General features: G+C 68.7%; 11 protein-coding genes and 2 tRNA genes. 3 read left to right on the forward strand and 10 right to left on the reverse strand.

Annotated features, from left to right (window positions below):
- Window positions 1–31: 31 nt before the first annotated feature.
- Window positions 32–2,083, forward strand: coding sequence for a M3 family metallopeptidase (locus tag ACN9MP_RS09480; protein ID WP_426319643.1), 2,052 nt, complete (start codon window positions 32–34; stop codon window positions 2,081–2,083).
- A 33-nt stretch (window positions 2,084–2,116) separates the two neighbouring features.
- Here ACN9MP_RS09480 and ACN9MP_RS09485 read toward each other — a convergent pair whose 3' ends face one another.
- From ACN9MP_RS09485 to ACN9MP_RS09530, 10 genes are all read right to left on the reverse strand, one after another.
- A complete protein-coding gene (locus tag ACN9MP_RS09485) occupies window positions 2,117–3,184 on the reverse strand; it encodes an alpha/beta fold hydrolase (protein WP_426319645.1) in 1,068 nt (355 codons plus the stop codon).
- Between the two features lie 32 nt (window positions 3,185–3,216).
- Entirely contained in the window at window positions 3,217–4,038 is an 822-nt protein-coding gene (locus ACN9MP_RS09490; RefSeq protein WP_426319647.1) for a hypothetical protein, read from the reverse strand.
- A 102-nt stretch (window positions 4,039–4,140) separates the two neighbouring features.
- Window positions 4,141–5,259: an epoxide hydrolase family protein gene (locus tag ACN9MP_RS09495; protein ID WP_426319648.1), complete on the reverse strand. Its 1,119-nt coding sequence runs from the start codon at window positions 5,257–5,259 to the stop codon at window positions 4,141–4,143.
- Between the two features lie 10 nt (window positions 5,260–5,269).
- The gene (locus tag ACN9MP_RS09500; RefSeq protein ID WP_426319650.1) at window positions 5,270–6,256 is read right to left on the reverse strand and encodes a serine hydrolase domain-containing protein; all 987 of its coding nucleotides are present in this window, start codon (window positions 6,254–6,256) and stop codon (window positions 5,270–5,272) included.
- 26 nt (window positions 6,257–6,282) lie between these two features.
- Window positions 6,283–7,551, reverse strand: coding sequence for an ATP-dependent Clp protease ATP-binding subunit ClpX (gene clpX / locus ACN9MP_RS09505; protein WP_426319652.1), 1,269 nt, complete (start codon window positions 7,549–7,551; stop codon window positions 6,283–6,285).
- Window positions 7,552–7,756: 205 nt separating this feature from the next.
- On the reverse strand, window positions 7,757–8,428 hold the full coding sequence (locus tag ACN9MP_RS09510; RefSeq protein ID WP_426319654.1) for an ATP-dependent Clp protease proteolytic subunit: 672 nt from the start codon (window positions 8,426–8,428) through the stop codon (window positions 7,757–7,759).
- A gap of 32 nt (window positions 8,429–8,460) precedes the next feature.
- Window positions 8,461–9,054: an ATP-dependent Clp protease proteolytic subunit gene (locus tag ACN9MP_RS09515; protein ID WP_192634277.1), complete on the reverse strand. Its 594-nt coding sequence runs from the start codon at window positions 9,052–9,054 to the stop codon at window positions 8,461–8,463.
- 167 nt (window positions 9,055–9,221) lie between these two features.
- A complete protein-coding gene (tig, locus tag ACN9MP_RS09520) occupies window positions 9,222–10,751 on the reverse strand; it encodes a trigger factor (RefSeq protein ID WP_426319657.1) in 1,530 nt (509 codons plus the stop codon).
- Window positions 10,752–10,833: 82 nt separating this feature from the next.
- Window positions 10,834–10,907 (reverse strand) — tRNA-Pro (locus ACN9MP_RS09525).
- A 98-nt stretch (window positions 10,908–11,005) separates the two neighbouring features.
- Window positions 11,006–11,383, reverse strand: a complete 378-nt coding sequence (locus ACN9MP_RS09530; RefSeq protein ID WP_426319658.1) for a nuclear transport factor 2 family protein — start codon at window positions 11,381–11,383, stop codon at window positions 11,006–11,008.
- A gap of 95 nt (window positions 11,384–11,478) precedes the next feature.
- Between ACN9MP_RS09530 and ACN9MP_RS09535 the strand changes: the two genes are divergently transcribed.
- Window positions 11,479–11,549, forward strand: a tRNA-Gly gene (locus tag ACN9MP_RS09535).
- Window positions 11,550–11,626: 77 nt separating this feature from the next.
- On the forward strand, window positions 11,627–13,087 hold the full coding sequence (locus tag ACN9MP_RS09540; RefSeq protein WP_426319660.1) for an LCP family protein: 1,461 nt from the start codon (window positions 11,627–11,629) through the stop codon (window positions 13,085–13,087).
- The last annotated feature ends 39 nt before the right edge of the window (window positions 13,088–13,126 follow it).

Below are 13,126 nucleotides of genomic sequence, written 5' to 3' on the forward strand. Positions count from 1 at the left end.
ATGGCTCGGCCCCACGACTAGGCTGGACGCCATGCCGAATGCGAACCCGCTTCTCTCCCCCAGCAAGCTGCCGTACGGGCTGCCCGACTACTCGGCCATCCGTCCCGAGCATTACCTGCCGGCGTTCGAGGAAGCGTTCGCGCAGCACTCCGCGGAGGTGTCGGCGATCACCCGCGCGCGATCCATGCCGACCTTCGCCAACACCCTCGTGCCGCTGGAGGAGAGCGGGCGTCTGCTGGGAGAGGTCTCGCGGGCCTTCTACACGGTGTCGTCCGCCGACGCGACGCCCGAGATCCAAGAGATCGAGGAGAAGCTCGCTCCCCTGATGTCCGCGCATCAGGACTCGATCCAGCTGGACTCCGCGCTCTACTGGCGCATCACGACGATCTACGAACGCCGGCACGAACTGGAGCTCACACCAGAGCAGCGGTACCTGGTCGAGCGTCATCACACCGAGATGTCGCACGCCGGCGCAGGCCTCGACGATGACGCCAAGAAGCGCCTCACCGAGCTGAACCAGCGGCTGTCGACCCTCACGACACGGTTCGAGAAGAACCTCCTCGCCGACACCAACGATCTCGCGGTCGTGTTCGACGACGTCGCCGAACTCGACGGGCTCGCGGAGGGCGAGATCTCGGCGGCCGCACAGGCGGCGTCCGCCCGCGGACTGGAGGGAAAGTGGGTGGTGACGCTCACCCTCTTCACCGGGCACCCCTACCTCTCGAGCCTGACCGACCGGAGATCCCGCGAACGGCTGCTCGCAGCATCCCGGTCCCGAGGCTCACGTGGCAACGAACATGACAACCGCGCCACGCTCCTCGAGATCGTGCAGCTTCGGGCAGAGCGTGCCGCCCTGCTCGGGTACGACTCGCACACCGCCTACGTGACGTCGGACCAGACCGCCGGCTCCCCCGCCGCGGTTCACGACCTGCTGCGCCGGCTCGCTGTTCCGGCTGCCCGCAACGCGCGCCGCGAGCAGGCGAAGCTGCAGGCAATCATCGACCAGGAGCCGGCCCCGTTCGCGCTCGAGGCGCACGACTGGGCCTACTACACCGAGAAGGTGCGGGCGGCCGAGTACGACCTCGACCGCGCAGCGCTGCGTCCGTGGTTCGAGGCGGAGCGCGTGCTGCACGACGGAGTGTTCCGCGCGGCGACCGACCTCTACGGCATCACCTTCACGGAGCGCGGCGACCTGGGCGGCTACCACTCGGACAACCGCGTCTTCGAGGTCCACAACGCCAACGGCTCGCCGCTCGGGCTGTTCATCCTCGACCTCTACACGCGCGACACGAAGCGCGGCGGCGCATGGATGAACTCGATCGTGCTGCAGTCGCAGCTGCGAGGGACCGCGCCGGTCGTGGTCAACAATCTCAATGTGCCGAAGCCCGCGGAGGGACGCCCGACGCTGCTCACTCTCGACGAGGTCACGACGCTGTTCCACGAGTTCGGCCATGCGCTTCATGGGCTGTTCGCGACAGTGACCTACCCGCACTTCGCGGGAACGAACGTCTTCCGCGACTTCGTGGAGTTCCCGAGCCAGGTCAACGAGATGTGGATCTACTGGCCCGAGATCCTCGCCGCGTACGCCCGGCACATCGACAGCGGCGAACCGCTTCCCGCCGAGATCGTCGAGAAGCTGCACGCGTCTGAGGCGTTCAATCAGGGCTTCGCGACGAGCGAATACCTCGCCGCCGCATGGCTCGACCAGGCATGGCACGGGCTCTCGGTCGACGAGGCCGCCGCCGGCATCGACGTCGAGGCTTTCGAAGCCGCGGCCCTCGCCGACATCGGGCTCGAAAACCCCGCCGTGCCCACGCGCTACTCCTCCACGTACTTCGCACATGTGTTCTCGGGCGGGTACAGCGCGGGCTATTACTCGTACATCTGGAGCGAGGTCCTCGACGCCGACACCGTGGAATGGTTCCGCGAGAACGGAGGTCTCCGACGCGAGAACGGCGACCGCTTCCGCGCGCGTCTCCTCGGCGTCGGCGGCTCGAAGGATCCGCTCGAGGCGTACCGTGACTTCCGGGGACGGGATGCCGACATCCAGCCGCTGCTCGAGCGTCGCGGCCTCGCCGGCTGAGGGTCGCGCGGGTCGCCGTCCCCGCCGGTACAGCTAGCCGTCGGGATCGTTGCTGACCGCCCACGCAGCGGCGGCGGCGCGAGTGGGCACCCCGAGCTTCGCGCGCGCGTTGGCCACATGGCGGTGAACGGTGTGAGGGCTGAGGAAGAGCTCTGCAGCGATCTCGGAGTCCGTCTTGCCACGCGACACCAACAGCAGCACCTCCCGCTCGCGGGCGGAGATCCGCGATGCCGTCCTCCCCGACACGACCGAGGCCTTCTCTCCGCTCGCATGCGCCGGGCCTGTCAGCGCGGCCGCGTCCACCCCGTCGAACGCGAGCGCGCGCCGCAGGAATCCGGCAGCGTCGCCGTGCCACGGATGGTGTGCAGAGCCGTCGAGCACCTCCAGGTGTGCGCCCGGGACAGCGGCTGCCGTGGCCGCACCCAGGGCGAGCGGGATGGCGCGATCCCCGCGCCGATGCAGCACAAGGGTCGGCGCCCGCACGTGCGGCGCCGCGCTGCGGGCATCGAACGAGTAGACGGCTGCGAGCCCCAGCGCCGCCGTCCGGGCCGTCGCGGCGGAGCGCTGATGCTGTGCGAAGGCGCGGCGCTCAGGGGCGGTGGCGTCAGGGTAGAAGATGTCGGCCATCACCCGCGAGCTGACTCCCCAGCTCCTGCGCACCAGCTCCACGAGCGCGGCACGGTCCTCCGGTGAGGCGATCGACGAACCGTCGAGGAACGCTCCCGAGAGGACCAGCCGGCCGACGCGCTCCGGATATCGCGCAGCGAACGCCACGGCGACCGCGCAGCCGGACGAGCCGGCGAACAGCGTGGCTGCCGGCACCTCGGCCGCGTCGAGCACCGCCTTCATCGCCGCGACGTGAGGCTCGAGGCTTGCAGGCGTTCCGGCGCGCGTGCGCGACAGGCCACTGCCGGGCGGATCCGTGCGGATCACCCGGCGGTGACGCGCCAGCGCCTCGATGAAGGCGCGGAACGGCTCGTACTCCCAGTCTCGTTCGAGGTGGCTCATCCACCATCCGCCGACGAGCAGGGGTGGTCCGGCTCCGATCTCCGACCACGCGACATCGTCGAAGCCCGACCAGGCGTAGCGCACCTTGGGCACGGACTCAGTATGGGCCACCCCCGGTCGTCCCCTCACCGCAACAGGCCGCCCAGAAGCGCTGCACGTCCGGGCTTGAGCGCGACCCACGTCGCATCGGCTCTGGCGACGACGCCGCCTGCCTCGTCGATCATGGCGACGGAAGTCTCGAACCGCCGACCGTGCTCTTCCCGCGTCCAGCTGTGGACGACGAGGTGCTCGCCCACTCGCGGACGTCGTTCGATACGGGCGGTCATCGTCCCGAGCAGGCACAGCACCCCCTCGTCGAGGGCGCGCCGAGGGTAGCTCGTGCAGTCGACCGCTGCCCAGACGGCACGGTAGTCGGCGAGACCGGCCCGGGCCACGCGGGCGTCGACGCTCCACGGCGCGGCGAGTCGGCCCGGGTGACCCCGGAGCGGGCCCGGCGTCACCCGCATCCCGTCCGGACGCCGCGGCCCGCACACCACGCAGTCGGAAAGCGGATGGCGCACGCCGACGAGCGGGTGATGGGATCGGGCGTCGAGCGCGTCTTCGTACGTAGGTGCAACGGGTGCGGGCGCGTCCGTGAGACGGCCGGGGTGAGCGCGAGCCAGGAGCCGCTGACGGTCGTACACCAGCGCACCGCCGTTCTCTCCCTGGACGACCGCCAGTTCGCGGGCGAGGGGAATCGGCCGTTGCAACACCACGGTGACGGTCTCGGCGTCGACGTGCTGGGCGATCGAGCCGGCGGCGAACCCGCCGTTCGCGAACCGTCGCGGACCGTTGAACCGTCGATCGATCAACACGCTGCCGATGGGATCGGCCCTGCCGGGGTTCTGGACCGCCATCTGTGCCCGCACCGAGCCGGTGAGGCGGGATGAGGAGACGAATGTGGACATGCCCCGAGTAGACGGCAACCGGGGTGCCTATGGCATCGCGCGATCCGGCCATTCAGCCGATGGCCCGGATGGGCCAGCGGGTCATCCCGCGTGCTCCGGTGGTCAGAGCAGGTCGAGTTCGCGGGCGAAGGTGCGTACCCGATCCGCCATGGCCGCGGGCACTTCGGCGACGGCGAAGTGTCCGCCCTCGTCGAGGCGCTCGAACGTGCGCAGGTCTCGGTAAAAGCGGCGCGCCAGCGACTCGGGGTAGTCGCCTTCGTGACGCTGGATGTGAACGGACGCCGCAACATCGACAGCCGGCATCTCGTCGGGCTGGTCGGCACCTTCGTAGTAGGGGCGGAAGGATGAGCCGATGCTCTGCGTCGTCCAGTAGATCATCGCCTCCGTGAGGATGCGGTCGCGCGAGATGCGCCGCTCCACCGCGCGCGGATCGCCCGGCGGCGTGTCGCTCCACTCGACGAGCTTCTCCACCAGCCAGGCCAGCAGCCCTGCCGGGGAGTCGTTCAGCGCCGCCGCCAGCGTGTCGGGGCGGGTCGCCTGCACGTGTCCGTACGCGCCGTTCGCGTGGCCCCATCGGGCGAGCCGCTCGAAGAACGCGATCTCATCGGGAGCCGTGAGCTTCGGACGTTCGGCCATCGACGGGAAGTGCGAGTGCGTCACGACGATTCCCGACACAGCGTCGGGGTAGGAGCCGGCGATCAGATCGTTGACGTTCGCCGACACGTCCTCGCCATACGTGAGATAGGTCTCGTAGCCGAGGACGTCGGTCATGAGCGCATGCATCGTGACGGCGAGCCGGGTCTCGGTGACGGGGTCGTCGGCGTACGGGGACGAGTACGCGAACCCCGGAAAGCTCGGCACCACCACGTGGAAATCGGGCAGCAGATCGGCGAAGTCGAGTTGGAGGGCGAAGGTGTGCGGCCAGCCGTGCATGACGAGGAGGGCGGGCGCGTCGGGCCGCTCCCCGCGGAGGTGCGCGAAGTGAACGGTGCTGCCGTCGAGGTATACGAGGAACTGCGGATGCTGGTTGAGCCAGTCCTCGCGGGCACGCCAGTTCCACGTGCGCCAGGTGTCGATGAGTTCTGCCAGGTAGTCGGCGTTCACGCCGGACGCCGGCCGCCGCGGAGAATCGGGGAGGGGCCGGAACCGATCGAGGCGGTCTCGCAGCTCCGTGAGCTCGGCGTCGGGCACGCGAACGGAGAAGGGACGGGGCGCGGGCATGCCCCACAAGCTACTCGGCGGGTACGACATCCTTCGCCTTGATGGCCCGCATCAGCTCGCGCACGCGCCCGAAGGTGGGCTTCTCGGCATTGGCGAGGCCGGTCACAGTGGTGGAGCTCGGCGGGTGGTGCCGGCTCACCGCCACCACGCCGTGGTCGCCGCCCACGATGATCACATCCTCGTCATCGAGCCAGACGCCGCGACCGTAGCCCAGACCATCGCCCGCATCCGCAGTGACCCGCTCGGTGAAGAGGGCGACGAGGGCGGGATCGATGATGCGGCCCGTGAGGAGCGCCCTCCAGAAGCGGTGGAGGTCGGCAGCAGTGGAGTGCGCTCCCCCATCGCCGGATCCGACCACCGGCAGCGCGAACACGTTGGTGCGGCCGTCGTCTTTGTAGCCGGTCGCGGTTCCGGGCGGGAGGAGGTCGGATCTCGGGAACCCCGAGGCCGACATGCCTGCCGGCTCCAAGACGCGCGCGTGCACGAGGTCGGCGAACGGAGCGCCCCCGGCCCGCTCGGCGATGATCGCGAGCACGACATAGCCGCCGTTGCAATACGAGAAGCGCTCGCCCGCGGAGAACTTCATCGGGAACCCGTCGAGCACCGGGAGGTATGCAGGGGTCGAGTCGAGCTGCTGAACGGGGACGCTCAGAGGTGCCAGCGCGTCGACCTCTTCGTCGAGGTAGTCGCCGATGCCGGAGGTGTGAGTGAGCAGGTGGTCGATCGTCACGTCGTCGGAGATGAGCGGCAGATCCTCACCCAGGATCTCGCGAGCGGGAGTCTCCAGCCGGATCAGGCCGTCTCCGATGAAGGAGAGCGTCGTGAGTGCGGTGAAGGTCTTGGTGCCGCTGGCGAGCCCGAAGCGCGTCGCGGGCGTATTCGGCACGCCGGCCGTGCGATCGGCAAGCCCCACGGCCCATTCGCCGAGCACGTGGTCACCGCGGCGCGCGCTGACGACGCCCGAGAAATCCTCCAGGTCGGGCTCAAGATCGCTCATGGCCTGGAACTCCCGGGAATCGCGGATCAGGCGCTCTTGCGCTTGTCTCGCAAGACGAAGGTCGGGGGTGCTCCCTCTTGGACGGCCGCGCGGGTCACGATCACCTTGTCGACGTCGTCGGTGGAGGGGATCTCGAACATGATCGGGCCGAGGACGTCCTCGAGGATGGCCCGCAGGCCGCGAGCACCGGTCTTGCGCGCGACCGCGAGGTCGGCGATGGCCTCGAGAGCCTCGCGATCGAAGTCGAGCGTGACGCCGTCGAGCTCGAACATGCGGTGGTACTGCTTCACGAGCGCGTTCTTCGGCTCGGTGAGGATCTCCATCAGCGCCTCGCGGTCGAGCGGCGAGACCGATGCGACGACGGGCAGGCGGCCGATGAACTCGGGGATCAGGCCGAACTTGTGCAGGTCTTCGGGCTGCACATCCCCGAAGAGATTGAGATCCTCGTCCTTGCGGTGCAGCGAGGCGCCGAAGCCGACGCCGTGCTTGCCCACCCGCGACGAGATGATGTCTTCGAGTCCGGCGAAGGCGCCCGCCACGATGAACAACACGTTCGTCGTGTCGATCTGTATGAACTCCTGGTGCGGGTGCTTCCTCCCGCCCTGTGGCGGGACGGAGGCGACGGTGCCCTCGAGGATCTTCAGGAGGGCCTGCTGCACACCCTCCCCCGACACGTCGCGGGTGATCGAGGGGTTCTCGGCCTTGCGGGCGATCTTGTCGACCTCGTCGATGTAGATGATTCCGGTCTCGGCGCGCTTGGTGTCGAAGTCCGCGGCCTGCAGCAGCTTGAGCAGGATGTTCTCGACATCCTCACCCACATACCCGGCCTCGGTCAGAGCAGTCGCGTCGGCGACGGCGAACGGAACGTTGAGACGCTTGGCCAGAGTCTGCGCCAGGTACGTCTTGCCGCAGCCGGTCGGGCCGAGCAGGAGGATGTTGCTCTTGGCGATCTCGATCTCGTCTGCCCGCTGCTCTGCGGACTGGATCGTGCCGTGGGCGCGGACGCGCTTGTAGTGGTTGTACACCGCGACGGAGAGCGCGCGCTTGGCATCGTGCTGGCCGACGACATACTCCTCGAGGAACGCGAAGATCTCGCGCGGCTTCGGAAGGTCGAAGTCGGCGACGACGCCCGACGACGATTCGGCCATGCGCTCTTCGATGATCTCGTTGCAGAGCTCGACGCACTCGTCGCAGATGTAGACGCCCGGGCCGGCGATCAGCTGCTGCACCTGCTTCTGGCTCTTGCCGCAGAAAGAGCACTTGAACAGGTCGGCACTCTCACCGATGCGTGCCATGCCGCTCCTCCTCCTGACAATCGGGGGCAGCCCCCCAGCTGTTCTCCGAGCCTAATAGCTGAGGCCGACATGCGGCGGCATTGCGACGCACGTCGTGGACCGCACCGGGTTCGCGGTGAGCGGACACGCCGCTCCCGCCACCGACGACGCCCCGCCGCCCGGTATCGGACGGCGGGGCGTCGACGGCATGTCGGCTGCGCTTCGCCTACTTCGTCAGCGCCTGCTGGCCGCGCTTGCGCGTGGTGAGCACCTGGTCGACGAGGCCGTACTCGACGGCCTCTTCGGCCGAGAGGATCTTGTCGCGGTCGATGTCCTTGTTGACCTGCTCGACGGTGCGGTTCGAGTGCGTCCCGAGCGTCTCTTCGAGCCAGGTGCGCATGCGCAGGATCTCGGCCGCCTGGATCTCGATGTCCGACGCCTGGCCGTGACCCGCCTCGCCCACCGCGGGCTGGTGGATCAGGATGCGGGCGTTCGGGAGCGCGAGGCGCTTGCCCGGCGCACCCGCTGCCAGCAGGACGGCGGCGGCGGAGGCCGCCTGGCCGAGCACGACCGTCTGGATCTGCGGTGACACGTACTGCATGGTGTCGTAGATCGCCGTCATCGCCGTGAACGAGCCGCCCGGCGAGTTGATGTACATGATGATGTCGCGGTCGGGATCCTGGCTCTCGAGCACGAGAAGCTGGGCCATGACGTCGTCGGCGGAGGCGTCGTCGACCTGCACGCCCAGGAAGATCACGCGATCCTCGAAGAGCTTGTTGTACGGGTCCTGGCGCTTGTAGCCGTACGCCGTGCGCTCCTCGAACTGCGGCAGGATGTAGCGGCTGCCGGGCATCTGGAGCCCCTGCGGTGCGCTGGGTCCGAAGGTGGGGGTCTGCATTCCGGGTTCTCTCTCTTTCGCCTTCGGTGCCGTCAGTTCTCGGGTGCGCCGGTGCCGCCGCCGCCGACCACGTCGAGCGCGGAGTCGCGGATATGATCGACGAATCCGTACTCGAGCGCCTCGGGCGCGGTGAACCAGCGGTCGCGGTCGCCGTCGGCGTTGATCTGCTCGACGGTCTTGCCGGTCTGCGAGGCCGTGATCTCGGCGAGCCGCTTCTTCATGTCGAGGATGAGCTGCGCCTGCGTCTGGATGTCGCTCGCCGTTCCGCCGAACCCGCCGTGCGGCTGGTGCAGCAGCACCCGCGCGTTCGGGGTGATGTAGCGCTTGCCCTTGGTGCCCGCGGTCAGCAGCAGCTGGCCCATGGACGCGGCCATGCCGATGCCGACGGTGACGATGTCGTTCGGCACGAACTGCATGGTGTCGTAGATCGCCATGCCGGCCGTGATCGAGCCGCCGGGTGAGTTGATGTAGAGGTAGATGTCCTTCTCGGAGTCCTCCGCGGCGAGAAGCAGGATCTTCGCGCAGATCTCGTTGGCGTTGTCGTCACGCACCTCCGACCCCAGCCAGATGATGCGGTCCTTCAGCAGCCGGTCGAAGACGCTGGTCGCGACAAGTGGTTCGGCCATGTGTACTCCTGTTTCCTTGGGTCGCCATCGAATCTACCGGCGCGCTGCGAGCGACCCGCCCGTGTTCGCCCTGGGCAGATCGTGCCCGGACGACAGAAGAGGACGGATGCTGCGGCATCCGTCCTCTTCTGTTCACGCGGTCACTTCTCAGTGCCGCGACGCCGGCGTCACTCTGCGTCGGCGGCCTTCTTGGCCGCAGCCTTCTTGGCCGGGGCCTTCTTCGCGGGAGCCTTCTCGGCGGGAGCGTTCTCGGCGGACGCCTCGTCCTTCTCCGCGGCGGCGGCCTTCTTGGCCGCAGGCTTGCGGGCGGGCGCCTTCTTGGCGGGCTTCTCGGCGGCCTCTTCAGCCTCGATCACGGCGTCGGCGTCGGCCGCGGCATCCGCGATGTCCTGCGCTTCGTCGACGACCTCATCCGCGTCCTCGGTGGCCACGAAGCCGCTGAGGTCGACGGGGTTGCCGTTCGTGTCGACGACCTTCACCTTGCCGAGCGCGACCGCGAGGGCCTTGTTGCGCGCGACCTCGCCGACGATGGCGGGGAGCTGGTTGCCCTCCTGCAGCGCGTTCACGAAGTCCTGGGGCGCCATGCCGTACTGGGCGGCCGATTGCACGAGGTACTGCGTCAGCTCGTCCTGCGAGACCTGCACGTCGACCGACTCCGCGATCTTGTCGAGCAGCATCTGCGTCTTGAACTGCTTCTCGCTGGCCTCGGCGACCTCGGCGCGGTGGACGTCGTCCTCCAGGCGGCCCTCGCCCTCGAGGTGGTTGTGAACCTCGTCCTCGATGAGCTGCGGCGGGACGGGGATCTCGACCTGCTCGAGAAGCGTCTCGATGAGCTTGTCGCGCGCGGCGGAGCCCTGCGTGAAGGCAGACTGCTGACCGACCCGCTCCTTGAGGCTCTCGCGCAGTTCGCCGATGGTGTCGAACTCGCTCGCGATCTGCGCGAAGTCGTCGTCGGCCTCGGGAAGCTCGCGCTCCTTGACGGCCTTCACGACGACCGAGACCTCGGCCTCTTCGCCCGCGTGGTCGCCGCCCACGAGCTTCGAGCGGAACGTGGTGTCCTCACCGGCGGTGAGGGACTCGATCGCCTCGTCGATGCCCTCGAGCAGCTCGCCCGAGCCGACCTCGTACGACACGCCCTCGGCGCGGTCGATCTCGGCGCCGTCGATCGTCGCGACGAGGTCCAGCTCGACGAAGTCGCCGGTCGCCGCGGGGCGGTCCACGGTCACCAGGGTGCCGAAGCGGCTGCGGAGGCGATCGAGCTCTTCGTCGATGGCGGCCTCGTCGACCTCGACGGCGTCGACCTCGACGGTCGTGCCCTCGAAGGCCGGCAGGTCGAACTCGGGACGAACGTCGACCTCGACGGTGACCTCGAGGTCGCCCGAGAAGTCCTTCTCGTTCGGCCACTCGGTGACCTCGGCCGACGGACGGCCGAGCACGCGCAGCTCATGGGCGGCCGCGGCCTCGCGGTAGAAGGTGTCCAGCCCCTCGCTGACCGCGTGCTCGAGCACGGCGACCCGGCCGATGCGCTGGTCGATGATGGGCGCGGGCACCTTGCCCTTGCGGAAGCCGGGGATCTGCACGTCCTGCGCGATGTGCTCGTACGCGTGCTTGATCGACGGCTTGAGCTCGTCGGGGCTGACCGTGATGTGCAGCTTCACCCGGGTCGGGGTGAGCTTCTCGACGGTGCTGTTCACCATGCCTGTTACTTCTCCTCTATCGGACCGCGCGAGGACGCGGCGGTGCAAGGTCTGGGTTCGGAATCTCCGAGGGCCGTTGTCGTCGGGGCGACAGGATTTGAACCTGCGGCCTCCCGCTCCCAAAGCGGGCGCTCTACCAAGCTGAGCTACGCCCCGGGCGGGTTCGCACGCACGCGTGCGCCCTTCTGTGCTCCGGAGAGCACAGTGGCCCCGAGAAGTCTAGCCGACCTGCCCGGCACGTATCTGCGTGTCCCTCAGATCCGCTCGACCCACGCCGCTCGCCAGTCCGGTGCGGGGAACGGCTTCGCCCAGTACGCGGTCTCTTTGGCGATGAGCCCGTCGCGAAGCTCGAAGATGAAGACCGTCTGATAAGGCTCGCCGTCGCCGTAGTCGAGATCCGCCTCGAGCACCCACAGATCGCCGTCGCCCGTCAGCCGGCGCGGCGAGATGCTCGGCAGCTGCGGGAACGCGTTGTAGATCTCACGACGATTCGCCGCGCCGGCGATGCGCTCCCCCGACTGCGGCCACTCGATGACCGCGTCGTCGTGGAACACGTCGTCCATGCCGGCGACCTCGCCGGCGTTGAGCGTGGCGACGAGCGCCTCCACCACCTGCCTGCCCGTGCGTTCCATCGCGAGTCCTCCGCTCGGCCGCGCGTCGTGCCGCGGCCGGAACGAGGTTTCGCCCCGATGTACTACGATCGGTACGTGCCCGTCCGCGGGCGCACGGGGATGTAGCTCAATGGTAGAGCCTCAGTCTTCCAAACTGATGGTGCGGGTTCGATTCCCGTCATCCCCTCCGATCGCCTCATCGCCGCCTCGGACGCGCCGCAGCCGCTCCGCGGAACTACGGGAGCGGGCACCTAGCCTGGGCGCGTGACCACGATCGTCGCGCCCCGCCCGACGGCTCCTCCGACGCCGCCTCAGCCGCCGGCCACCGCACCCGCCGCGCCACCTGTTGAGGGGCAGCCGCTGCGGTACCCGGATGCCTCGTCCCGGCGCATGATGACGGCTCGCGGGTGGTGGCTCGTGCTGCTGAACTTCCTCCTCCCGGGCTCGGCGCAAGTGGTCACGGGCAACCGCCGGCTCGGGCGTACCGGCATCGTGTCGACACTCGTGATGTGGACCCTCGTGCTCGCGGCGGTCGTGTCGGCGCTCGCGGCGCGACCCTTCTTTCTCGCGGTCGCCACGAGCTCGTTCCCGCTGGTGCTGGCTCAGTGCCTGATGATCGCGTATGCCGTGCTGTGGGTCGTGCTCACCGCCGACACCCTCCGTCTCGTCAGGCTGGTGAAGACCGGGAGGCGCGCGCGGTTCGCGATCGCCGCGGCATCCATCGCCCTCCTCGTCGTTGCGAGCGGCACCGCGGTGCAGGCCGCGGCGATGGCGGGCACGACGCGCGATACCCTCGGCGCCATCTTCGGGGCGAGCGGACCGGCGATCGAGCCGTCCGAGGGGTACTACAACATCCTCCTGCTCGGAGCCGACCACGTCACGACGAACGATTCCAAGCGGTTCGACAGCATCTCGGTGGTCTCCGTCAACGCCGAGACCGGGGCCACGACGATCACGGGATTCCCTCGTGACATGCCCGGCTTCCCGTTCTCGGAAGGGCCCATGCAGGAGAGGTATCCGAACGGCCATGAGGGTCACGCCGACCCGAGTTGCGGCTGGGGCAGCGGCATCAACCAGCTCAACACCGAGCTGGAGGTCTGTCAGGACGGCGCGCTGCTCTACCCCGACGCCCTCGCGAACGGATCGACTCCCGGCATCGAGGCGACCAAGGATGCGGCGGAGGGGATCCTCGGAATCAAGATCCCGTACTACGTCACGATCGACATGTACGCCTTCGAGGCGCTCATCGACGCGCTCGGGGGTGTAGACATCACCGTGAAGGAGCGGCTCCCGATCGGCGGGCCGCACCACACCGGCCAACCGCTGGAGAAGTGGGTCAAAGGCTGGATCGAGCCCGGGAAGCAGCACATGGACGGCTTCACAGCGCAGTGGTACGCACGTTCTCGCCACACCACCAGCGACTTCGACCGCATGCGCAGACAGCGCGAACTGCAGCAGGCGATCCTCGCCCAGTTCACGCCGCAGGTCGTGCTGACGCGATTCGAGGAGGTGGCCGATGCGGGCGCCGACCTGGTGAACACCGACGTGCCTCAGCAGTTCATCCCGACGCTCCTCGACCTGGCCCTGAAGGCCAAGGAGCAGAAGGTGACGACGATCGAACTGACGCCAGACGGCGGCATCGACGAATACCACCCCGACTGGGCATACATCCAGCAGCTGGTGCGCTCGACGCTCCATCCCCCGACACCCACCCCGGCCGGCTGACGGCCGGATGTCCCGGCACAGGTGCCGGCGCGACGCGCC

Source organism: Microbacterium sp. E-13 (assembly GCF_049912955.1).
Classification (GTDB): domain Bacteria; phylum Actinomycetota; class Actinomycetes; order Actinomycetales; family Microbacteriaceae; genus Microbacterium.

Coding starts and splice junctions, on each gene's coding strand:
- ACN9MP_RS09510 (WP_426319654.1), bottom strand. CDS start 8,428: ATGCAGACCCCCACCTTCGGACCCAGCGCACCGCAGGGGCTCCAGATG.
- tig (WP_426319657.1), bottom strand. CDS start 10,751: ATGGTGAACAGCACCGTCGAGAAGCTCACCCCGACCCGGGTGAAGCTG.
- ACN9MP_RS09530 (WP_426319658.1), bottom strand. CDS start 11,383: ATGGAACGCACGGGCAGGCAGGTGGTGGAGGCGCTCGTCGCCACGCTC.
- ACN9MP_RS09495 (WP_426319648.1), bottom strand. CDS start 5,259: ATGCCCGCGCCCCGTCCCTTCTCCGTTCGCGTGCCCGACGCCGAGCTC.
- ACN9MP_RS09480 (WP_426319643.1), top strand. CDS start 32: ATGCCGAATGCGAACCCGCTTCTCTCCCCCAGCAAGCTGCCGTACGGG.
- ACN9MP_RS09515 (WP_192634277.1), bottom strand. CDS start 9,054: ATGGCCGAACCACTTGTCGCGACCAGCGTCTTCGACCGGCTGCTGAAG.
- ACN9MP_RS09490 (WP_426319647.1), bottom strand. CDS start 4,038: ATGTCCACATTCGTCTCCTCATCCCGCCTCACCGGCTCGGTGCGGGCA.
- clpX (WP_426319652.1), bottom strand. CDS start 7,551: ATGGCACGCATCGGTGAGAGTGCCGACCTGTTCAAGTGCTCTTTCTGC.
- ACN9MP_RS09500 (WP_426319650.1), bottom strand. CDS start 6,256: ATGAGCGATCTTGAGCCCGACCTGGAGGATTTCTCGGGCGTCGTCAGC.